This is a genomic window from Agromyces sp. Marseille-Q5079 (assembly GCF_051016555.1).
GTDB lineage: Bacteria > Actinomycetota > Actinomycetes > Actinomycetales > Microbacteriaceae > Agromyces.
The window spans coordinates 283,556-304,801 of record NZ_JBPEJF010000004.1 but is presented as its reverse complement, the minus strand read 5'-3'; the positions used below and the strand labels follow the sequence as shown (position 1 = coordinate 304,801).

Genomic DNA, 21,246 nt, shown 5'->3' with positions numbered 1-21,246 from the left:
CTGCGGTGGATGAGCGCCCGGCCGACCCATGGGCGGCGCTCCGGCATAACCTAACACGGCCCACCGTGTCCCCCGAATGGGGAGCGGTTCCCATGGGCGGGCTCAGCAGTCGGGGAGCGAGCGCCCCGGCCTGCTCGTGTGGTCGGCGAAGACGAACCAGCCGTCGTAGACGCCGACCTCCGAGGTGAAGTAGAGCCAGTGCTCGCCGTTGCGCTGGGAGTAGCAGTGCGCGTCGATCACGGTGCCGGCCGGCAGCGCGCCCTGCGGCTGGAAGGCGCATCCGCTGTCGGCGTTCCACGGCCCCGAAGGGTACGCCGATGCCGGCTCCGGGCAAGTCGACTGGGTGATCGTCGTCGAGTGGTGCGTCGGCGTCCAGGGCGGTGGCGCCGTCGGCGTCGCCGAGTTCGACGTCGCCCACTCGCCGCAACCGCGGGCGTTGCAGGCCTGCACCTCGAACGCCACCGGGGCGCCGACCGTGCCGCGGATGTTCACCGCGGTGGCGTTCGTGGCCTGCGAGCCGGCGGTGCCCACCTGTCGCCACCGGTACTCGCCGACGCCGCGGCCACCGTCGCTGGCGGGCGGGGACCAACTGAGGGTCATGTCGCCCGTGCCGTTCATGGTCGCGCTGAGCCGTGCACTCGCCGGCGCTCCAGGCACCCCGAACGGCCGCACCGACACGCTCTCCGGCGATGCGGCGGACGAGCCGACGGCGTTGCGAGCGGTCACGCGGAAGGCATAGTCGGTCCCGTTCCGCAGCCCCGAGACCGTGTACGTCCCCTCCCGGGGCACGGTCAGCTGTCCGCCGGACCACGTCACCGAGTAGTCGATGATCGGCGCGTTGTTCGACGCCGTCGACGAGATGGTGACGCTCGCCTGCGCATCGCCCTCGACCACGGTCGGGGCGCGCGGCGCATCGGGGACGTCGACGATCGAGAGCGCGATGCGACCCTGCACGCGACGTGTGCGGTCGCCCGTCGCATCCTGGACCGTGTAGACCGCGCTCAACGTGCCGGTCGCCGCCGGGCCCGTGCGGATCGTCACCGTGTCGTCGGTGAAGGAGATCGCCGCGACGGCGGCGACCTCCGACTGGTCGAGCACGGCGCCGACCACACGAAGCCGCTCCCCCTGTGCCGCGAACGGATCGAAGTCGTTGGCGAGCACGTCGAGCACGATCGTCTGCGCGGGGCGGTGCACCGCGCCGGCCGTCTCGTCGGGGTCGGCGACCGCCCGCGCCAACGGCCGGGTGGAGGAGACGACCACGACCTCGATCCCGCCTGGCACGACGAAGTCGCGCAGCCGCACCTCGAACCCGATCGTCGCCGTCGCACCCGGTTGCACGCCGCGCGGCACCGTGAGCATGAGCTGGGAACCGGTCAGGACCGCGTTCACGTCCGTCGTCGCCCCGGTGAGGCCCCCGAAGGAGATCTCCTCGACGAGCGTCGGATTCGGGTGGGCCGCCGAATCACGCAGGTCGATGACGAGCGGGTCCTCGCCGGCCTCGACCGTCACGGACTGCGCGGTGAAGGTGGGCGCCACGTCGGCGAGGTCGGCGTCGGCGACGGTCACCGGGATGGTCAGGAGCGCGAGGGCGCCGTCGGGATCGGATTCCGAGGTGCCGTCGGTGACGGCGAAGCTGACGGATGCCGGCCCGCGATACCCCTTGGCTGGTGCGAACCGCAGGGTCGCGCCGTCGAGCTCCACGTCGGAGCCGTCGCCGTTGGTCGCCGACGCCGACAGCACGAGCGGCGGACGGCCGGACGGCACCACCACGAGGTCGGCGACCGACCACTCGATCGGCGTGTCGACCGGAGTCCGCTGCGGCGGCAGGTCGACGAGGTAGGGCGGTGCAGCGGTTGCCTCCGATGCCTCGCCGCCGTCGGGCCGCGGCGGCACGATGATGAACGAGGTCGTCGCGAGCCCGTCGACCGAGTTGGTCAGCCGGTAGGCGAGGGTCCGCCGTTCGTCACCGGCCCGGACACGGACCTCTCCGTCAGGAAGGATCTCGCCGTGCGCGGATCCCGGCCCCTCGAGCGACACCACGAGGTCGGAGATCCGGCCGCCGGGATTCTCGGCCCCTTCGAGCACGTCGACCACAGCCGTGTCATCCTCGAGATCTTCGTTTGCGACGAACTGGTCGACCGAACTCGGGTGGACGGGCCGCGCATCCTCCGAGACGAGCACCTGCACGAAGGCCGTGTCCACTCCGCCGTGCCCGTTGCCGATGCGATAGCGGATCGTGAAGGTCCCCTCCGTTCGAGGTGCCTCCACGATGACCCGGTTCTGCTCGACCGAGGCCTCGATGCCCTCGTCGACCTCGACGAGCTCCTCGTCGACCGCGAGCCGATAGCCGTTCGGGTCGGAGTCGTTGCGCCAGACGGGAACCGAGGCGACGCTGCCCGGCCTGATCTCGATCAGGTCGTCGACGGCGTTCGGCGGCGCGTCGGTCGCCGGCCTCGGGATCACGCCGACGCGGATCGTCCCGGTCGCCCGTTCGCCCCCGGTGTCCTCGACCTCGTACTCGAAGGCATCGGTGCCCGACATCCCGGGATACGCCTGGTACTCGATGCTCCCGGTGTCGGTCGCCGTGATCCGACCGAGGCGTGGCGTCGACGTGACGCCGCGCACGGCGACGGAGTCGCCGTCGGGATCGAGGCCGTGCGTCGGCACCTCGACCTTCACCGTCGACCCGGCGAACGTCCGGGTCGTGAGCGGGGCGGCGCTCGGCGCCGAGTTCTCGCCCCCTCGGCCGACGACGGTGAACCGCACCGATGCGACGGCGGTCTCGCCATGGGCATCGACGACGCGGTAGTCGACCGAGAACACACCCGGTTCGTCGGGCGCCTGGAAGCGGACCCGATCGCCGCTCACGAACGCGAGGCCACCGGCCGCTGCGTCATCGTCGACCAGTTCGGGCGCCACGTCGAGCGGCGCCTGATCGGGATGGTGGTCGTTGTCGAGCACCGGCACCGACACGATGTCGCCGGCGCGCACGCGGACGTCGTCGTCGACCGCGACCGGCGGCTGATGCTTCACCAGTGGCGGGATCGGCACCACGGTCAGGCCCGAGGTGGCGGTCGACCGGCCGTCGCCGATCGTCACACGGAGCTGCACCTGCTCGGTCAGGGCCGACGAGGGCGTGATCCGCACCACCGCGTTCGTCAGCACCTCGATCGCGAGCGAAGCATCCGCGCCGTTCGCGTCGACAGCCTGCACGCCGAGCACGTCGCCGTTCGGGGAGACGTCGTTGGCGAGCACCGGGACCGAGATCGGCACCCCGGCGCGGAGGTAGGCGATGTCGGCGACCGCGATCGGCGACCGGGGCTCCTCAGAGCGCTCGTGGACGTCGACGCGGAGGAGCCCGACGCTCGAGGAGGCTCCAGCGCCGAGTTGGTAGAGCACCGTGTAACTGCCGGGCTCGGCGGCGGTGACGGAGATCGTTCCCCGCTCGAGGTTCGGCTTGACCTCGACGCCGTCCGGGAACTCCTGCAGCCCGAGCAGGGCGAGTGGCGCTCCCGACGGGCTCGTGTCGTTCGCGAGCGGCTCGACGGCCACCGCCGTGCCCACGGTCGTCTCGGCGAAGTCGGGTGTTCCGACCGGGTGCAGCGAGCCCGCCGGCTCCACCTCGACGATGAGGGTCCCGGTCGCCTGGTCGGTGCCATCGGAGACGACGAACGCGACCTCCTTCGTGCCGAGCTCGCTCGATCGGTGTTCGAAGCTCACCTCGCCGTCGGGCGCGAAGCTCACGGCGTCGCCGCTCCGCGGCGTCGCGGAGACGAGGAAGATCGCGTCGCCGTCGGGATCGCGCCAGTCCCGCAGCACGTTGATCGACACGCGTTGCCCCTGCTCGACGCTGGTCGCCACGGCACTCCGCGCCTCGGGCGCGGCGTTCTCCTCGAACGGAGCGATCGCGAGGTCGACCTGGGCCTCCGAGATCCCACCCGGGTGGCCGTCGGTGGCGGCGTACCGGAAGCTGAGGGAGCCCGACATCGACGCCGACGGGGTGAACTGCAGGGCCCGCCCGCCGTCGATCACGTCCACGACGCCCTGCGACTCGGCCACCTCGCCGATCGTGGCGATGGTGAGCACGTCGCCGTCGGGGTCGGTGTCGTTGTCGAGCACCGGGATGATCGTGGTCGTCCCCGGTCGAATCCCGAAGACATCGTCGCGCGCGGTCGGTGGTCGGTTGCGGTCGGTCCGCTGGGCGATCGTGTCCTCGAACGACTGCGTCGAGGAGACCTCGTCGCCGTCCTCCGCCTGCTCCTCGTCGGGCGGCGTCACCTCGGCCCAGTCCTCGATCAGCCGCAGGTCGCTGTCGACGAGCCATGCGTTGCCGCCGAGGACGTCGTTCAACGCGATCACGCTCCGATTCACGCGGAACACGAGTTCGGTGTCGTGGGTCGGCCGGTCCAGCTCGATGGAGCGTGCGGTGCCGCCCTCCCCGCAGGCGACGGCGTACCGGCCCGCTCCCGCCCAGGCGCCGTGGGCGCACCCGTCGAGCCGGACCGGGGCCGACACGTCCGCGGAATCCGTGAGGTCGGCGGTGATGCCGACGTCGATCCGTCGTACGTCGCCCCCGTCGAGCGGGGCATCGAGGAGCTCCGTACCGGTGGCCACGAGCACCGAGTCGTCGTCGGGTCCGGTCTGCTGGAGAGCGACGGCCCCCGCCGGCAGGTCGATGGTCGCCTGGTCGGTGATCACCCGATCGCCTTCGAGATCGAGGATCACCGGATGCTCGCCGACGGCGGCCAACTGATGGGCGCCGAGCTCGGGCAGGCCCGTTCGGTCCGGCTCGCCGCCCGATCGATCGAACCGGAGGAGCGTGCGCTCTCGAGGGGAGCTCACGAACACGGTGCCCGCAGGCGTGACCGCGAGCATCGCGCCGCTCCCCGCCTCGACGAGCGCGGTCGCGTCGGTCGCGTCGAGGGCGAGCGGAGCGGCAGCATCGATGGCCCACACGTCACCGGCCGGCGACATGACGGCGAGTACGTCTCCCCCGTACGCGACCGTCGATCCCGGCGGCACCTCGGTGCGCTCGACGAGGGTGGTGTACGACGGATCGATACGCTCGATCGCGCCCGCGTCGCCGTCGTGGAGGAAGACGTCGTCGCCGTGCTGGAGGACGTCGACGTGCCGTGACGCCGTGCTCACCGCACCGTCGAGCTCGGCGATGGGCTTGCTGAGCCGCCCGGCGAGGAGCTCCTCGCCGTTCGTGACCCACACGTTGCGCGCATCGAGGTCGACATCGGTCACGGGGAAGCCGTGGTGCAGGACGGCGATGCCGGTCGGGACCCCGATGAGGAGCGCGAGCGCGGCGATCGATGCGAGCTCTCGACGTCGGTTCCGCCGCAGCGACGACCTCACGCCGCCGGGTCTTCGGGCGCGCTGGGTCGATCGAGGAGCGGCAGGTCGTCGACGCTGACGAGCCGGGTGGCCACCGCGTACTCCACCAGCCGCATGCGCCGATTGGTCGCGAGCTTGCCGCGCCCGCCCCGGAGTCCGTCGACGCCCAGCCGGTCGAGCTTCTCGCACACGTTGTCGAGCTTGCGGTTGAAGGTCGTCATGCTCCACCCGAGCCGGGCGGCGGCCTCCGCCGACGTCGGCACGGTCGCGCGACCCGCCGACGGCTGCAGGAGCACGCGCTCGGCGAGCGAGACCACGAGCAGCCGCTGCGTCGACGTGAGCGCGACCGGCATGATGGTCGTCCCGCCGTCGGTCGTGGTGGCCGTGAGCGAGGTGTTGTAGAAGTCCTCCTCGGCGTGGATCGCGAACTCGTACGTCGTGGCGCCCGCGCTGAAGATCACCTGCACCTGCTGGAAGACGAGCGGCAGCTTGGCCCCCGGTGCGACCCAGGCCTGCACGCTGCCCGTGGCGTCCGAGACGGTCGCGGCCAGCAGCTGGCCGACGTTCTGCAGCCACCAGAGCCCGTACTCGAACGAGAGCGTGAGGAACACGCGGTGCAGGTACGGGTTCTCGTCGATCGTGAGGTCGGCGTCGCGGCCGATCGTGAACGACCGACCGGTGTCGACCGTGTACCACTCACCGCAGTACTCGACCTTGAGCGCCCTCACGGCGTGCAACCCTTCGCCGGTTCGGAGGTCTTGCTCCCGCGCTGCGTCTGCACGTCGATGCAGACCGTCGAACCGGGTGCGACCCCCTCGACGATGATCGGCGACGCCTCGGCGACCTGCACGGATCCGCTGCCGTCGGAACGCTCCCAGCGGAAGAGGTCGCCCGCCTCGGGGCCTTCGACGGACACGTCGAACGCGACGCTCGTGCCGTCGGCCGAGGGCACCCCGGGTGCGACGGTCGGCATCGGAACGGTCACCTCGGCGACGGCGTCCTCACCGCTCGTGGTCGCGGGCGGATCCGCCACCGGCCCCGGCAGCGAGCCGGACATCGCGATCGCCGTCGCGATGGAACCGACCACGATCACGGCCGCCACGATGGCGACGACGAGGCCGGTCTTCGACCGACGGGCAGGCGCGCTGCCCGCGGGAGCGGATGCCGCGCCCGGGCCGGTCGCGTCACCCGAGCGATCGCGATGGACGGCGGGCGCCGTACCGGCCGGTCGGACGACCGTGCCGTCATCGATCTCGGAGGGTGCGACCGGCACCGTCGGTGCGGTCGACGCGGTCGATGCCGGCGCGCGCACGACCGTGCGATCCTCGACGACGCCGTTCACGGGGGACGCCTCGGCCTCCGTACGCGCGGCCGGCTGCGCGACGACCTGCTGCGGCGCCCGCGCGACGGTCGCGTCGGCCTGCTGCGCCGCGTCGGCACCGCCCTGGGCGTCGATCGTGCGTACGCCGCGTGCGCGCGTGGCATCCGCCTCGTCTTCGGATGGGTCCGACTCGGCCACGACGAGGTTCGGGACCTCGATCGTGGTGGCCGCATAGCCGAGCTCGAGCTCGACGCGCTGCAGGGCGCGGGCGAACTCGACCGCGCTCGGATACCGGTCCTCCCGGCGCACGGCCATGCCCTTCGCCAGCACGGACGTCAGGCTGCGCGGCACGTCATCGCGCTGCATGGGCGTGATCGACCCGCGTTCGATGCGGCCGATGAGGTCGAGCGTGCCGTTGGACCGCCCGGGGACCTCGAACGGCGACCGGCCGGCGAGCAGCGTGTGCACGGTGGCGGCGAGCGAGAACACGTCGCTCCGGGGGTCGGGGCGCGGGTCGTCGCCGAACATCTCCGCCGGCGACCACGGCACGCTCATGCCGACGGCGGCCGACCCGGTGCCGCCCGTGGCGGCCTCGCCCGGTCGGATCGTCATCGTGTGCACGGGCAGCTCGCCGTCGAGGTTGGACGAGATGCCGAAGTCGGTGAGCGCCGGCCACCCGTAGTCGTTGGTGAGCACGTTCGCCGGCTTGATGTCGCGGTGCAGGATGCCGGCGGCATGCGCGGTGGCGACGGCCCCCGAGATGCGGATGCCGGTGCGGAGCGCATCGGCGACCGCGAACGGCTGGCGCTTGTACTGCTCGGACAGGCTCGGCCCGGAGCAGTACTCCATGACGAAGTAGGGGCGGCCGTCGGCCGAGACATCCGCGTGGAAGATCGTCACGATGAACGGATGCGCCGACAGCTGGGCCATCAGGTTCGCCTCGGCGACGAACTGCGCCCGCGTGTCGCGGCCGAGCTGCTCGGTGAGCAGCACCTTCACGGCGACCTTGCGCCTGGGCAGGCGCTGCTCGTACAGGAACACGTCGGCGAATCCGCCGGAGCCGAGCAGGTTGAGGGGGGTGTAGCCGGGCAGTTCCGGAGGCGTGGAGGTGGCGCGCCGCATCAGATCGCGACCACCTGGAGGGTCCAGCCGCCGCCGAGGTCGACGACGGTGCCGGTGAGCACGGGCGTCGGCTCCCCCGCCCGCAGTCGTACCGGGGCCTTGCCGGGCTGGGCGACGTGGGTGCCGTTTCGGGAGTGCAGGTCCGTGACCACGACGGTGTCGCCCTCGACCGCGATGCGAACGTGGTTGCGCGAGATGTCCTGGTCGCCCGCACCGATGGCGACGACCCGAGGGAGCCGTCCGCCGCTGATCCGGCTCGTGCTGGGCGCACGCCCGAGCAGGACCTCGTGGGAGATGGGCTCGAGCGTTCCGTCGGGCATCCGGATGCCGAGCGCCTTGGCCTCCGCTTCCGCGGTCGACCCGGCCGCGGGCGCCGACGGCGTGGCGGCGCGCGCTGCTCGCAGGCGCTGCAGGTCGGAGCCGACGATCGTCATGCCGTCGTGATCGCCGGCCGTGTTCTCGGCCGGCGGGATCAGGGTCTGCTCGGTCCCTGCCGACGCGGCCTCCTGACCGGCCTCCGAGCCGGGCTCGGAATCAGGTCGGGCGCCGAAGCCGGACGAGACCACCGTGGCGTCATCGACCGGTTCCTGCGCGGTCGGGATGCCGGTGGGCGCCGGAACGGCCGGCGGCAGCAGCTCCATCGCCGGCGGGAGGGACTCCAGGGGAACGGGCACCGACACGGGCACCGACGTCGTCGGCGTCACGGGTTCGCTCGGCGCCGCCGGCAGCGGGGCCACGCGAGCGGACGCCGATTCCGTCGGCGTCGGCCGCACCGCGGCACGGACCTCGGCCCCGATAGAGGTGACGGATGCCGCGGGGACCACGCCCTCGACGATCGGGAGCGACGGCAGGTCGCCGGTCACGGCATCCGTGGCCCTCAGGACCATCGTGCGACCGGTGACGACGCGTTCGACCCAGGTGGACACGCCCGCTCCGTCGACGACCTCGAAGTCGACCCTCGCGGTGAACGGACCGCGGATGACGAGCCTGACCTCGTCGCCGCTCTCGGCGTGCACGGCGAGGGCGAACGAGGGCGTCGCGGAGAGTCCGCCCGCGGTGAGCCGGTCGAGCACGGCCCGCGTGGGATCGGGGTCGGCCAACTGCGCCCAGAGATCGTGCAGGGCGTCGGCAGCTTCGACGGGCACCAGCAGGACGGCGGCGCCGCGCACCGCCGCGAGCGCCACGCCATCGGTATCAGCCGTGTAGGTCGCCATCGGCGGCCTCCTCTCGTCGGGGCGTGGTGTCCTCGTTCACCGACGACTCGCCGGCCCGGTCCCTCGTGGACTCGTCGTCGGCGACCGCGAGGGCCGACTCGACCACGACGACGGTCACGTTGTCGCGACCCCCGTGTTCGATCGCGAGGTCGACGAGCTCGCCGGCGAGCCCTGCGGCATGCCCGGTGTCACCGGTCAGGATGCGCGCGATGTCCGCGTCGGCGACCTCCTTGCTGAGGCCGTCGGAGCAGAGCACGAACACCTGGCGGCCGGTCGCGGGGATCAGCCAGAGGTCGGGTTCGGCCACGTCGTCGGCTCCGATCGCCCGCGTGATGACATTGCGGTCGGGGTGCCGCTCGGCCTCCTCGGCGCTCAGGAGTCCGGCGTCGACGAGCTCCTGCACGGCGGAGTGGTCGACACTCAACTGACGGAGCGTCCGGCCGTCCCAGGTGTAGATGCGGGAGTCGCCGACGTTGAACGCGAGCCAGTGGAATCCGGCACCGTCGCCCGCGTCGACGAGTACCACGCCCGTGAGCGTCGTGCCGGCCACCGCGGTGCCCTCGTCGCCCTCCTCGCTCAATGCGCGGACGGCCTCGTTGGACGAGTGGATCGCGTCGAGGACCTGCTCGGGCGTCGAGGGCTCGCCCACGGCGAGGTGCCGCCGGAACGTCTCGACGACCGTGCGGCTCGCCGCGTCGCCGCGCGCATGACCGCCCATGCCGTCGGCCACGAGGTATACCGGAGCCTCCGCGAGGAACGCGTCCTCGTTCACGCTGCGCACGCGCCCGACATCCGTTCGCGCGCTGTGAGCGATCACGGCCGAGGCCTGCTCGAGCGCGACGACGTCTTCGCCATCAGGGGACACGGTGCTCCTCGTCGCCGTTCACCACCGGGAGATTCCCGGGCGCCGCAACCCCGGCGCCGCCACCCCAAACTAGCAAGTCGCGGCGCCCGGGTCGGACGATGTCGTCAGCGGGCGTCGTCGTCGGTGAAGTGGGGCACTTCCTCCATGAGCTTGTGACCGCGCTGCTTGGCGTCGACGTTCGCCTTGATCACGCTGGCGACCGTGGCGACCGCCATGGCCGCGACGATGACGCCGAGCGACATCCAGGTCGAGATCTCGGGAGCCCATTCGATGGGCTCGCCGCCGTTGATGAACGGGAGCTCGTTCACGTGCATCGCGTGCAGCACGAGCTTCACGCCGATGAAGGCGAGGATGAACGCGATGCCGTACTTGAGGTACTCGAGGCGCTCGAGCAGGCCGCCGAGCAGGAAGTAGAGCTGGCGCAGGCCCATGAGCGCGAACACGTTCGCGGTGAACACGATGAACGCGCTCTGGGTGATGCCGAAGATCGCGGGGATCGAGTCGAGGGCGAAGAGCAGGTCGGTCGTGCCGATCGCGATGAAGACGAACAGGATCGGCGTGAACACGCGGTGCTCGCCGATGGTCGTGCGGATCTTGATGCCGTCGTAGTCGTCGGAGATCTTCACGCGCTTGCGCAGGATGCGCACGATGAAGTTCTCCTTGTCGTCGTCGTGCTCGACGAAGGCCTGCTGGTAGGCGGTGTACACGAGCCAGGCGCCGAAGATGTAGAAGATCCAGCTGAAGTTCTCAATGAGCTGCGCGCCGAGCAGGATGAACACGCCGCGGAAGATCAGCGCGAGGATGATGCCCACCATGAGCACCTCCTGCTGGAGCTTCTTCGGCACGGCGAACCTCGCCATGATGATCACGAAGACGAACAGGTTGTCGATCGAGAGGCTGTACTCGGTCAACCAGCCCGCGATGAACTGGCCCGCGTGCTCGGCGTCGCCGAGCAGGAACATCAGCAGCGCGAAGATGAGGGCGAGCACCACGTAGAAGACGACCCAGAGGGTCGACTCCCGGAACGACGGCACGTGCGGCCGCTTCAGGACGAGGAGGAGGTCGGCGACGAGGATCAGGGTGAGGACCACGAGGGATCCGATTTCGAACCAGGCGGGGAGCTGCAGCACGTGCGGCCTTTCGGGAGAATTGGGTACAGCGGGACCCGAAAGTCTCTCCCGGTCGCACCTGCGGTGCGCCGCCACGCCCGGAGCGGCGTCTTCGGCGCTCGTACTGACGATCGTGGCCCAGAACGCATGAACGCCCTGCGGGATACTCCCCTTCGCTTTCGGGAGTCTATCGGGTGCCGTCCATAGACTCGAACCCCCCTACGCGAGAAGGAGACCCGTGAGCGCCAGGACGACGCCCGCATCACCCACCCCACCCCACCGCACGGCGCCATGGTCGCGCGCGGTCGGCGGCCTGATCTTCACGAGCCGGTGGCTGCAGGCGCCGCTCTACCTCGGCCTCATCGTGGCCCAGGGCGTGTACGTCGTCCTGTTCATGAAGGAGCTCTGGCACCTGATCGCCGAGTTCGGCCACCTGAACGAGGCCGACGTCATGCTCATCGTGCTCGGGCTCATCGACGTCGTCATGATCGCGAACCTGCTCATCATGGTGATCATCGGCGGATACGAGACCTTCGTGTCGAAGATCAACCTCAACGGCCATCCCGACCAGCCCGAATGGCTCAGCCACGTCAACGCGAACGTGCTCAAGGTCAAGCTCGCGATGGCGATCATCGGCATCTCGTCGATCCACCTGCTGAAGTCGTTCATCGAGATCGGCAACGTGGGCGGAGACGGCTACACGGGCAACCTGACGACCGACGGCGTCATGTGGCAGGTGATCATCCACAGCGTGTTCATCCTCTCGGCGCTCGCGCTCGCGGCCATCGACCGCATGTCGTACCACAAGGTCGGCCCGCACGAGGTGCACGACGGACTCCCGGTCGCCTACCCGAACCCCTCGGGACGTCCGGATGCCGCGACCGCGGCCTCGGCTCCGGAACCGGTCTCGGCGGCGCACGGCGTCTAGCCCCTCCGCACGACGGAATGCCCTCGCCTCGGCGGGGGCATTCCTCGTCTGCGGGCCTCGCCCCGGAATCGGCATGGCCCGGTCGGTGCAGTCCTCGATGGGCAGCGAGCCCACCCGCTCGCCGCGGATCCGAGCAGTCCGGCGCGCGCGCCGAACACGTCCGGAAACGCAGAATGCCCCCGCCGAGGCGGGGGCATTCCGGTGTGTTGTCAGGCGATGTCACAAACGTGACCCCAGCGGGATTTGAACCCGCGCTGCCGCCGTGAGAGGGCGGTGTCCTAGGCCGCTAAACGATGGGGCCGAACTGACAACTTGAAGAGTATGACACACGTTCGGCGTGCTCTCCAAATCGAGCCGCGATCGGACTCCGAACACGCCCGCGATGCGGGCTCCGCGGCATCCGCCCGACGGCTCAGATGAAGACCTTCAACGCGCCCGGGACCACCTCGACGTCGATGGGCAGCGAGCCCACCCGCTCGCCGTCGGCATAGGCCACGACGTCGTCGGCCTCGAGCGTCACCCGCCTCGCCTGGACGAACTCGACCCGGGGGTGCGTCGTGTGCTCCCCCTTGAAGACCTTCGGGAAGACCGCCACGAGCCTCGCCCGCGAGAGCGGATGCACGATGAACACGTCGAGGAGTCCGTCCGAGAGGTCGGCGTGCGGGACGAGGGTCATCCCTCCCCCGAGCGAGGAGTTGTTCGCGACCGAGACGAGCATCGCGCCCTGCTCTCGCCGCACGCCGTCGATGGTCATCGTGTAGTGCCTCGGGCTGAACGTCGCGAGCTCGCGCACGAGCGCGATCGTGTACCGGCTCGGGCCCTTCGGGCGGGTCATCCGATTCGCGCGCTCGTTCACGAGTGCGTCGAACCCCGCGGAGACGATGCCCGCGAACCAGACCGGCTCGGAAGCCTCCCTGCGGATGATGCCCGCGTCGATCGTGCGCGGCTCGCGGGTGACCGCCTCGACGAGCGCCTCGAGCCCCGCAGCGGGATCGTCGTGCGGGAGCCCGAGGCCGCGGGCCAGGTCGTTGCCCGTGCCAGCGGCCACCACGCCGAACGGCACCCCGGTGCCGGCGACGATGTTGACCGCGAGCGACACCATGCCGTCGCCGCCGACCACGACGAGCCCGTCGACCCCCCTGGCGAACGCATGCTCGGTCTCCCGACGCAGGAGCTCGAAGTTCGGCTCCTGCAGCATCGCCACCTGGTGCCCCTCGGCGATCAGGCGGCTCGTGACGCCCGCGCCGACGTCGCGGTGGCGTCCGAACGAGGCCGAGGGATTCACGGCGACGAGGAGGCGCCTGGGGGCTGCGGTCATGCAGTGATTCTGGCATCCGCGACGGCTTGCATTCGCACCGGGTCGCGGTGTTTGCTCGGAGCATGCGTCTCACGAAGCTCGAACATGCCGCCCTCGTCATCGACCACTCCGGAGACCGGCTCTTCATCGATCCGGGCAAGTTCACGACGCCCATCACCGATGCCGTGGGTGCGGTCGCGATCGTCATCACCCATGCGCACGACGACCACTGGACGCCCGAGCAGTTCACCCGCATCGTCGAGGCCAGCCCCGATGTGCGCATCTTCGGGCCCGCCGGCGTCGCGGCCGCGGCCACCGGCTTCGACGTCGAGGTGGTGAACGCCGGCGACGAGATCGAGGTCGGCCCCTACCGGCTCCGGTTCTTCGGCGGACTGCACGCGCAGATCCACGAGTCCATTCCGATCATCGACAACCTCGGCGTCCTCGTGAACGACGCGCTCTACTACGCCGGCGACGCGTTCACGGTGCCCGACGGGGTCGCCGTCGACGTGCTCGCGGCTCCCGCGAGCGCACCGTGGATGAAGATCTCCGAGGCGATCGACTACGTCCTCGCCGTCGCACCCCGACGCGCGTTCCCGACCCACGAGATGCTGCTCTCGCAGGCGGGCAAGGCCCTCTCGAACGCGCGGCTGAGCTGGGCGGTCGAGCAGGGCGGCGGCGAGTACCTCGCGCTCGAACCGGGCGACACCCTCGACTTCTGACCGGGCTCAGTCGGGCTGGTTCGGCCCGCCGCCGCGGTCGTCGTCGTCGCGCGGCTCGAGGGTGCGATCGCCCTGCCCGTCGTCGCCGCCATCGCCCTGGGGCGCCGGTGCGGGAGCCGGGGCCGGCGCGGGGGCGGGCGGTGGCGGTGGAGCGACCGGCTCGATCGGCACGTCGTTGAACGGCGTCGGCGAGGTGAACGGCGCGACCGGACCCGGGCCGGCCATCGAGAACTCGCCACCGCCGTACTTCAGCGACGCGGCGGACATCACCATGGGCCACATGCGGTGCCGCGCGGTCGCCGCCTCGCCCGACGCGAATTGGATGCCGCGCTGGTTCGCGTCGCCGTTGACGCTCACGACGGCGGCGGCGGTGGCCACCTCGGTCGAGGCCCCGACCATCCAGGTGTCCTTCGCGCCGTCGGTGGTTCCGGTCTTGCCGATGAGCGGGACGGAGGGCACCGTGTTCCCGTTCGAGACCTGGCCGGTTCCGGAGGTCATCACGCGGGACATCGCGTAGTGCATCGCACCCGCGACCTCGGGGGTCACGGCCGCCTCGCACGTGGACTTCGGCGGGGGGATCTCCTCGCCGTCGGGGCCGACGATGCGATCGATCGCGACCGGGGTGCAGGCCACGCCGTCGTTCGCGATGCCGGCGAAGGCCACCGCCATGCTGAGGGGCGCGACCTCGTTGATGCCGAGCACCGCCGACGGGTACTGCACGAGCGGATTCCCGTCGGCCCGGTGCACCCCGAACGCCCGCGCCTTGTTCGCGATGCCGCACTGGTCGATCAGCTTGGCCATGCCGAGGAATCCGGTGTTGATCGAGCCGATGGTCGACTCGAGCGCGCTGTAGCGGCCGCCGGGCTCGTTCGCGTCGTTGCGCGGATTCCACCCGGCATCCGCGTACTGGGTGCCGAGGCAGCTGTCGTTGAACGCGCCCCAGTTGCTCTTCCGGCTCGAGTTGACCCGTTCAGTCAGGGCATGCCCCTCGGCGAGCCATTCGGCGAGCGTGAAGACCTTGTACGAGGAGCCGGGCTGGAACCCGCTCGACCCGCCGTAGTCGTAGTCGGTGTTGTAGTTGATGCCCGAGTAGTTCGGGTTGCTGGCGACTTCGGGATCCTGGCTGTAGACCTTGTTCTGTGCCATCGCCAGTACGCGACCGGTTCCGACCTGCACGGTCGAGATCACGCCGCCGACATCCCATCCGGGGTACGTCGAGGGCACGTTCTCGGTGAGTGCGCGCTCGGCCCAGTACTGGAGGTCGAGGTCGAGCGTGGTGTACACCTGATATCCGCCGCGGCGGAAGTTCAGCATGCGCTCGTCGTCGTCCTCGCCGAACGTCGGGTCGTTCTGGAGGATGTGCTTGACGTAGTCGCAGAAGTACGCCGAACCGCCGGCCGTCTGGCATCCGGTGCTCGGCTCGGTGATGGCCGGTTCGACGGGCGTCTCGACCGCGGCCTGGTACTGCTCGGGCGTGATCTTCTTCTCCTTCAGCATGTGCCGAAGCAGGTAGTCGCGCCGCTCCCGGTTCGCGGCGTATCCGTTCTCGACGCCGTTCGTCTTGCTGCTCGGCTTGTCGAGCTGGAACTTCACGGGATTGTTCACGATGGCCACGAGCGACGCGGCCTGCGGCAGCGTCAGCTTCGCCGCGGTGGTGCTGAAGTAGTAGTTCGCGGCCGCCTCGATGCCGTACACGGTGCCGCCGAAGCCGGCGATGTTGAGGTAGCCGAGCAGGATGTCGTTCTTCGAGTACCGCTTCTCGACGCCGATCGCGAGGCGCATCTCCTTCAGCTTGCGGTCGATGCTCGTCTCGGTCGCGCTGTCGTAGCAGTCGAGGCGCGCGTCCTCGACGAGCGCGAACCGCTCGTCACCGGTCAGCGCGGCGATCTCGTCATCGGTCATGTCCTCGAGCGCGACCTTGTCGGCATCGCGTTCGCACTGCTGCACGCGGACGTTCTTCACGTACTGCTGCGCGATCGAGGAGCCGCCCTGGGTGTCACGGCCCGCGGCCGTCGTGAGGGCCGCGCGGAGGGTGCCCTGGAGATCGACGCCACCGTGGTCGTAGAAGCGCGGGTCCTCTCCTGCGACCGCCGCGTCCTTCACGAACGTGCTGACCTCGTCCCACCCGACCTCGACCCGGTTCTGGTCGTAGAAGGAGGCCAGGAGCACGGTCGTGCCGTCGGACTGCGTCGCGTAGATGTTGCTCTTCTGCGAGAGCTCGCCGATCTTGAGGTAGCCCGGCAGCCGCTCGAACATGTCGATCGTGCCGGATGCCGCCATGCCGACGGTCGCGAGAGCCGGCGTGACGCCGACGACGATGAGGGCGGCGGCCATCGCGCTCGCGATGACGAGTCCCGCGAAACCGCCGAGCACCCCGATGGGCGTTCGCGTCTCTGCGAAATCGCGGTTGCGCTTGTTGCGTTCCATTCCAGGCCCACCCCCACGGCCGTACCGGTCGTCCTGTAGGGCGGACGATGCTGGTCGCTCCCAATCTCACCGCAGGCGGGCGATCATGTCCAGTACCGCGGCCACGGCGCGCCGTGAGGAGTTCTCAGGGTCGGCTCGACGGAGCCCGCCACGACCGCCGAGACGATGATCGTCCGCCCGGGGCACCGGGCGGGACGACGGCCCCGGATACGAGAAAAGGCCCGGAAAACCGGGCCTCTTCATCTCACTTCGCTTGCTGGGGTACCTGGACTCGAACCAAGAACAACGGAACCAGAAACCGCCGTGTTGCCAATTACACCATACCCCAATGGCTTGAAACCGGAGTTCCGCGCCGACATACGACTCTAGCCTATGGATCGAGCACGTCCAAACCGAGACCGCTCCGATGCCCCGATCGACTCGCTCGATCGCGGCGGATGCCGCGGCGCGGAGCCGCGACATCCGCTCGCCGCGACTCAGCCGACGCGGGCCGCGAGCTGGTCGATGCGCTCGAGCGAGTCGATCTTGCCGAGGATCTGCATGGACTCGAACAGCGGCGGCGACACCCGTCGACCCGAGATCGCCGTGCGGAGGGGGCCGAAGGCGACCCGCGGCTTCAGGCCGAGGCCGTCGATGAGGGCGGCGCGCAGGGCCTGCTCGATCTGGTCGTGCGTCCACTCCCCGGCCGGCAGCCGGTCGAGCGCCTCGCGGGACGCGGCGAGCACGGCGGCGGCGTCGGCGGGCAGCCCCTTGAGCGCGTCGTCGTCGTAGGTCAGCCCCGCGGCATCGGTGAAGAGGAAGCCGAGCATGCCCGGCGCCTCGCCGAGCAGGCCGATGCGCTCCTGCACGAGCGGTGCGGCCTCGGCGAGGATCGCCTCTTGGGCGGGCTCGAGCGGCCCGGAGAGCACGCCCGCGGCCTCGAGGTAGGGAACGGTGCGCGCGGCGAAGTCGGCGGGCTCGAGGAGCCGGATGTGGTCGCCGTTGATCGACTCGGCCTTCTTCTGGTCGAAGCGGGCCGGGTTCGGGTTGACGTTCGCGACATCGAACGCGGCGATGAACTCCTCGCGGCTGAACACGTCGCGGTCGGCGGAGAAGCCCCAGCCGAGGAGCGCGAGGTAGTTGACGAGCCCCTCGGGGATGAAGCCCCGGTCGCGGTGGTGGAACAGGTTCGACTCGGGGTCGCGCTTGCTGAGCTTCTTGTTGCCCTCGCCCATGACGTAGGGCAGGTGGCCGAAGCGGGGCACGAAGGTGGTCACGCCGATGTCGATGAGCGCATGGTAGAGCGCGATCTGGCGGGGCGTCGAGCTCAGGATGTCTTCTCCACGGAGCACGTGCGTGATGCCCATGAGGGCGTCGTCGACCGGGTTCACGAGCGTGTAGAGCGGCGCACCGTTGGGTCGCACGAGCACGAAGTCGATGGTCGATCCGACCGGGAAGTCGATGCGGCCGCGCACGAGGTCGTCGAAGCCGAGGTCGGCCTCGGGCACGCGCAGGCGCAGGGCGGGCTCGCGGCCCTCGGCGCGGAAGGCGGCCTTCTGGTCGTCGGTGAGGTCGCGGTCGTAGTTGTCGTACCCGAGCTGCTTGGGGCGGCCGTTCGCGAGGTTGCGCGCATCGATCTCTTCCGCGGTCGAGAACGACTCGTAGAGGTGGCCCGCGGCCTTGAGCCGGGCGATGACGTCCTGGTAGATGTCGCTGCGCTGCGATTGCCGGTAGGGCTCGCTCGGGCCGCCCTTGCCGACGCCCTCGTCCCAGTCGAGGCCGAGCCAGGTGAGGGCGTCGATGATCTGCTCGAAGCTCTCCTCACTGTCGCGGGCGGCGTCGGTGTCCTCGATGCGGAACACGAACGTGCCGCCGGTGTGGCGGGCGTACGCCCAGTTGAAGAGGGCCGTGCGGACGAGGCCGACGTGCGGCGTGCCGGTGGGCGACGGGCAGAAGCGGACGCGCACGTCGCTGCCGGTGGCCGTGGTCGTGGGGTGGGTTGTCTCAGACATCCCCTCAATCGTACCGAGGGGCCGGAACCTACCGCGGCGCGAGCTCCTCGAGCACCGCGACCGCCGCGGCGACGGCCGGCACCCGGGTCCCGCCGCGCGCGGTCACCAGGTGCAGCGATCGCACGTCGGCGCCCGTCGTCGGCCTCGTGACGACGCCGGGATGCCGCGGCGACGCCGCCAGGGCGAGGTCGGGCAGCAGCGCGACGCCGAGTCCCTGCGCGACCATCGACTCGACGGCGACGAAGTTGTCGGTCTCGAAGCCGATGCGGGGCCGGAACCCGGCCTTCGTCGTCAGTTCGAGCAGGTGTCCGCGGCAGCGGGGGCATCCGGCGATCCACGCCTCGTCGGCGAGGTCCGCGAGGTCGACGACGTCGGATGCCGCGGCGGGGTGCTCCTGCGGCAGCACCAGACGGATGCGCTCGGCGCCGATCGAGCGCACGTCGAGCCCCCGCGCGCTCTCGGTGTGCGGGTCGTCGCGATCGCCCGGGTAGCTGAACGTGATCGCGAGGTCGGCCCGGTCGCCGCGCACGGCCGCGACCGCTTCGGGCGGCTCGGCCTCGACGTAGGTGACGGTGACGCCCGGATGCCGCGCCGCGAGGCCCGCGATGAGCCGGGGCACGAGCGTGGCCGATGCCGACGGGAACGCCGCGAGGCGGACGCGCCCCGCACGGAGCCCGCGGATCTCGGCGAGCTCCCCCGCCGCCGCCTCGAGCGTGGTCGCCACGGCGTTCGCGTGGCGCGCGAGCACGCGGCCCGATTCGGTCAGGCGGATGCCGCGGCCGGCCCGTTCGACGAGCGCGATGCCCGTGCGCTGCTCGAAGCGGCGCAACTGCTGGCTCACGGCCGGCTGGCTGTAGCCGAGCGAGGCCGCGGCGGCGGTCAGGGAGCCGTGCTCGCGGATGCGCCCGACGACGCGCACGGTCTGAAGGTCGAGGGCGTCGGCGAGGGCTTCGATCGAGGCGTCGGACATTCCCGAATCATAACTGTTGCGCATGCATTCGATTGCACAGTTGCCGTTGTGCAATAGCCCAATGCGGTCGAGGCTGGAGGCATGCACCCCGAACGATCCCGCTACTCGACCGGCCGAGGCTACCTCGCCGCCTGCACGCTCGGACTCCCGGCCGACGTCACGCGGGTCGCGGTGCGTCGCGACCTCGACGCGTGGGCCACCGGCCGGGCCACCGCCGCCGACTACTCGGCCTCGCTCGAACGGGCGCGCGGCCACGCGGCGACGCTGCTCGGCGCCCGACCGTCCCAGGTCGCGACCGGGTCGCAGGCCTCGGTCTTCGTGGCGCTCGCCGCGGCATCCGCCCCCGTCGGCGCCGAGGTGCTCTGCGTCGACGGCGACTTCTCCTCGATCGTCGCGCCGTTCATGGCCCGCGGCGACCTGCGCGTGCGGCATGTGCCGCTCGACGCGCTCGCCGACGAGGTCGGCCCGGCGACCTGGCTCGTCTCCGCCTCGCTCGTACAGTCCGCGACCGGTGAGATCGCGGATGCCGCGGCGCTCGCCGTCGCCGCCCGCGACGCCGGCGCGCTCACCCTCCTCGACACCACGCAGGCGACCGGCTGGATGCCGACCACCGACGTGGATGCCGACCTCGTCGTCTGCCACGCCTACAAGTGGCTCGGGTCCCCCCGGGGCGCCGCCTTCGCCGCCTTCTCCGACCGCGCGGTCGCCGAGCTGACGCCGATCACGGCCGGCTGGTACTCCGGCGCCGACCCCTGGGCCTCGTGCTACGGGCCCGACCTGCACGTCGCGCCGGATGCCACGCGCTTCGACGTCTCCCCCGCCTGGCACGCGTGGGCGGGTGCCGAGGCCGCCCTCGGCCTCGCGGCCTCGCTCGACATGGAGGCCGTGCGCGGGCACGACGTCGGCCTCGCGAACGCGTTCCGGGCGCGGCTCGGGCTCGCGGCATCCGACAGCGCGATCGTGACCTGGACGGATGCCGACGGGTGCGACCTCGCCGCGCTCACCGCGGCCGGCGTCACGGCGTCCGGGCGCGCCGGTCGAGCGCGCGTGGCGTTCCACGTGTGGAACGACGACGAGGACGTCGACCTCGCCGCGAACGCGCTGCGACGTACCGGTGCGACGACGACGATCCGGTCCTGAGCGGGGCGGGCGCACCCGCCGACGCTACATGCGCCGGGCGGTGTTCGTCAGCGTGCCGAGACCCGAGACCTCGACCTCGACGACGTCGCCGTCGACGAGCGGGCCGACGCCCGCCGGCGTGCCCGTGAGGATCACGTCGCCGGGCAGGAGCGTGAACACGCTCGAGGCGTAGGCGATGATCGCCGGGATCGAGTGCACCATGTCGGCGAGCGCGCCCTGCTGGCGCACCTCGCCGTTCACCCGGGTCTCGATCGTGCCGTGCTCGAGGTCGAGGTCGGTGTCGATGACCGGCCCGAGCGGGCAGAACGTGTCGAAGCCCTTCGCGCGCGACCACTGGCCGTCGCGACGCTGCAGGTCGCGGGCCGTCACGTCGTTGGCGATGGTGTAGCCGAAGATGACGCCCGCGGCATCGGCCTCGGAGACGTTCTTCGCGACGCGGCCGATGACGACGGCGACCTCTCCCTCGTGCTCCACCTGCTCGCTCTGCGGCGGCAGCACGATGATGTCGGCCGTGCCGATGACCGAGGTGTTCGGCTTGAGGAAGAGCAGCGGCTCGGCGGGCGCCTCGCCGCCCATCTCGGCGGCGTGCTCGCGGTAGTTCTTGCCGACGGCGACCACCTTGGACCGCGGGATGACCGGGGCGAGCAGGGTCGCGTCGGCCAGGGCCACGCGCTGGCCGGTGGGCTCGTAGCCCGCGAACATCGGGTCGGCCTTCAGCACGACCAGCTCGCCCTCCTCCTCGTCGAGGACGCCGAACGAGATGGACTCACCGTGTGAGAAGCGCGCGATCTTCATGGCTT

Annotated in this window: 14 protein-coding genes and 2 tRNA genes; 3 read left to right on the top strand and 13 right to left on the bottom strand. The window is 70.9% G+C overall.

Features of this window, described 5'->3' with window-relative positions:
* Positions 1 to 102: 102 nt before the first annotated feature.
* The 6 genes from ACR3IO_RS12055 to ACR3IO_RS12030 form a co-directional block, all read right to left on the bottom strand.
* Positions 103 to 5,361: an Ig-like domain-containing protein gene (locus ACR3IO_RS12055; protein WP_434071447.1), complete on the bottom strand. Its 5,259-nt coding sequence runs from the start codon at positions 5,359 to 5,361 to the stop codon at positions 103 to 105.
* Positions 5,358 to 6,068, bottom strand: coding sequence for a hypothetical protein (locus tag ACR3IO_RS12050; RefSeq protein ID WP_434071446.1), 711 nt, complete (start codon positions 6,066 to 6,068; stop codon positions 5,358 to 5,360). The genes ACR3IO_RS12055 and ACR3IO_RS12050 overlap by 4 nt, the downstream gene beginning before the upstream one ends.
* Positions 6,065 to 7,783, bottom strand: coding sequence for a serine/threonine-protein kinase (locus tag ACR3IO_RS12045; RefSeq protein ID WP_434071445.1), 1,719 nt, complete (start codon positions 7,781 to 7,783; stop codon positions 6,065 to 6,067). Before ACR3IO_RS12045 ends, ACR3IO_RS12050 begins: the two co-directional genes overlap by 4 nt.
* A complete protein-coding gene (locus tag ACR3IO_RS12040; protein ID WP_434071444.1) occupies positions 7,783 to 8,997 on the bottom strand; it encodes an FHA domain-containing protein in 1,215 nt (404 codons plus the stop codon). The genes ACR3IO_RS12045 and ACR3IO_RS12040 overlap by 1 nt, the downstream gene beginning before the upstream one ends.
* Positions 8,978 to 9,862, bottom strand: coding sequence for a PP2C family protein-serine/threonine phosphatase (locus ACR3IO_RS12035; protein WP_434071443.1), 885 nt, complete (start codon positions 9,860 to 9,862; stop codon positions 8,978 to 8,980). The genes ACR3IO_RS12040 and ACR3IO_RS12035 overlap by 20 nt, the downstream gene beginning before the upstream one ends.
* 104 nt (positions 9,863 to 9,966) lie before the next feature.
* Positions 9,967 to 10,989: a TerC/Alx family metal homeostasis membrane protein gene (locus tag ACR3IO_RS12030; protein ID WP_434071567.1), complete on the bottom strand. Its 1,023-nt coding sequence runs from the start codon at positions 10,987 to 10,989 to the stop codon at positions 9,967 to 9,969.
* 220 nt (positions 10,990 to 11,209) lie between these two features.
* On the opposite strand from ACR3IO_RS12030, the gene ACR3IO_RS12025 reads away from it, so the two are divergent.
* On the top strand, positions 11,210 to 11,899 hold the full coding sequence (locus tag ACR3IO_RS12025; protein ID WP_434071442.1) for a TIGR00645 family protein: 690 nt from the start codon (positions 11,210 to 11,212) through the stop codon (positions 11,897 to 11,899).
* 228 nt (positions 11,900 to 12,127) lie between these two features.
* Here ACR3IO_RS12025 and ACR3IO_RS12020 read toward each other — a convergent pair.
* A tRNA-Glu gene (locus ACR3IO_RS12020) sits at positions 12,128 to 12,200 on the bottom strand.
* Between the two features lie 111 nt (positions 12,201 to 12,311).
* The gene (locus ACR3IO_RS12015) at positions 12,312 to 13,217 is read right to left on the bottom strand and encodes a diacylglycerol/lipid kinase family protein (protein WP_434071441.1); all 906 of its coding nucleotides are present in this window, start codon (positions 13,215 to 13,217) and stop codon (positions 12,312 to 12,314) included.
* Between the two features lie 62 nt (positions 13,218 to 13,279).
* On the opposite strand from ACR3IO_RS12015, the gene ACR3IO_RS12010 reads away from it, so the two are divergent.
* The gene (locus ACR3IO_RS12010) at positions 13,280 to 13,918 is read left to right on the top strand and encodes an MBL fold metallo-hydrolase (RefSeq protein WP_434071440.1); all 639 of its coding nucleotides are present in this window, start codon (positions 13,280 to 13,282) and stop codon (positions 13,916 to 13,918) included.
* Positions 13,919 to 13,924: 6 nt separating this feature from the next.
* On the opposite strand, the gene ACR3IO_RS12005 is transcribed toward ACR3IO_RS12010, so the two are convergent.
* From ACR3IO_RS12005 to ACR3IO_RS11990, 4 genes are all read right to left on the bottom strand, one after another.
* Complete coding sequence (locus ACR3IO_RS12005; protein ID WP_434071439.1) at positions 13,925 to 16,345, bottom strand: transglycosylase domain-containing protein; 2,421 nt, start codon at positions 16,343 to 16,345, stop codon at positions 13,925 to 13,927.
* 256 nt (positions 16,346 to 16,601) lie between these two features.
* A tRNA-Gln gene (locus tag ACR3IO_RS12000) sits at positions 16,602 to 16,673 on the bottom strand.
* A 148-nt stretch (positions 16,674 to 16,821) separates the two neighbouring features.
* Positions 16,822 to 18,336 carry a glutamate--tRNA ligase gene (gene gltX / locus ACR3IO_RS11995; protein ID WP_434071438.1) on the bottom strand — a complete coding sequence of 505 codons (1,515 nt, stop codon included), beginning with the start codon at positions 18,334 to 18,336 and terminating at the stop codon, positions 16,822 to 16,824.
* Between the two features lie 28 nt (positions 18,337 to 18,364).
* The gene (locus tag ACR3IO_RS11990) at positions 18,365 to 19,306 is read right to left on the bottom strand and encodes a LysR family transcriptional regulator (protein ID WP_434071437.1); all 942 of its coding nucleotides are present in this window, start codon (positions 19,304 to 19,306) and stop codon (positions 18,365 to 18,367) included.
* 81 nt (positions 19,307 to 19,387) lie between these two features.
* On the opposite strand from ACR3IO_RS11990, the gene ACR3IO_RS11985 reads away from it, so the two are divergent.
* A complete protein-coding gene (locus tag ACR3IO_RS11985) occupies positions 19,388 to 20,446 on the top strand; it encodes an aminotransferase class V-fold PLP-dependent enzyme (protein WP_434071436.1) in 1,059 nt (352 codons plus the stop codon).
* Positions 20,447 to 20,470: 24 nt separating this feature from the next.
* Here the strand turns inward: ACR3IO_RS11985 and ACR3IO_RS11980 are convergent, their stop codons facing one another.
* Positions 20,471 to 21,241, bottom strand: a complete 771-nt coding sequence (locus tag ACR3IO_RS11980) for a fumarylacetoacetate hydrolase family protein (RefSeq protein WP_434071435.1) — start codon at positions 21,239 to 21,241, stop codon at positions 20,471 to 20,473.
* Positions 21,242 to 21,246: the final 5 nt, after the last annotated feature.

Bases quoted from the DNA above. Each gene is read 5' to 3' on its own strand.
- ACR3IO_RS12045 (WP_434071445.1), bottom strand. From the start codon at position 7,783: ATGCGGCGCGCCACCTCCACGCCTCCGGAACTGCCCGGCTACACCCCC.
- ACR3IO_RS12010 (WP_434071440.1), top strand. From the start codon at position 13,280: ATGCGTCTCACGAAGCTCGAACATGCCGCCCTCGTCATCGACCACTCC.
- gltX (WP_434071438.1), bottom strand. From the start codon at position 18,336: ATGTCTGAGACAACCCACCCCACGACCACGGCCACCGGCAGCGACGTG.
- ACR3IO_RS11990 (WP_434071437.1), bottom strand. From the start codon at position 19,306: ATGTCCGACGCCTCGATCGAAGCCCTCGCCGACGCCCTCGACCTTCAG.
- ACR3IO_RS11980 (WP_434071435.1), bottom strand. From the start codon at position 21,241: ATGAAGATCGCGCGCTTCTCACACGGTGAGTCCATCTCGTTCGGCGTC.
- ACR3IO_RS12005 (WP_434071439.1), bottom strand. From the start codon at position 16,345: ATGGAACGCAACAAGCGCAACCGCGATTTCGCAGAGACGCGAACGCCC.
- ACR3IO_RS11985 (WP_434071436.1), top strand. From the start codon at position 19,388: ATGCACCCCGAACGATCCCGCTACTCGACCGGCCGAGGCTACCTCGCC.
- ACR3IO_RS12040 (WP_434071444.1), bottom strand. From the start codon at position 8,997: ATGGCGACCTACACGGCTGATACCGATGGCGTGGCGCTCGCGGCGGTG.
- ACR3IO_RS12015 (WP_434071441.1), bottom strand. From the start codon at position 13,217: ATGACCGCAGCCCCCAGGCGCCTCCTCGTCGCCGTGAATCCCTCGGCC.